We start from the raw sequence: 305 nt of genomic DNA on the forward strand, positions 1-305 counted from the left end.
GCGCCGGAGCCCAGGGAACCCGAGGAGGACAGCGGCCTGCGCGAGGCGTCAGGATCTCTGTACCCCGTGTGATCGTGCCTGGGGATCACCCCGGCCCGAGGACGGCGAGGGCGTCAACCACACTTGTGTTCGCGCACCATTCCGCCACGGCGGGGTCGCGCGTCAATCAGGCACCGACAGGACGGATACGATCGCGGTTATGGCCGAGTACATCTACACCATGAAAAAGGTGCGCAAGGCACACGGGGACAAGGTCATCCTCGATGACGTCTACATCCAGTTCCTGCCTGGTGCCAAGATCGGCG

This window comes from Allokutzneria sp. NRRL B-24872, from assembly GCF_002155965.1.
In the GTDB taxonomy this organism is placed as follows: domain Bacteria; phylum Actinomycetota; class Actinomycetes; order Mycobacteriales; family Pseudonocardiaceae; genus Allokutzneria.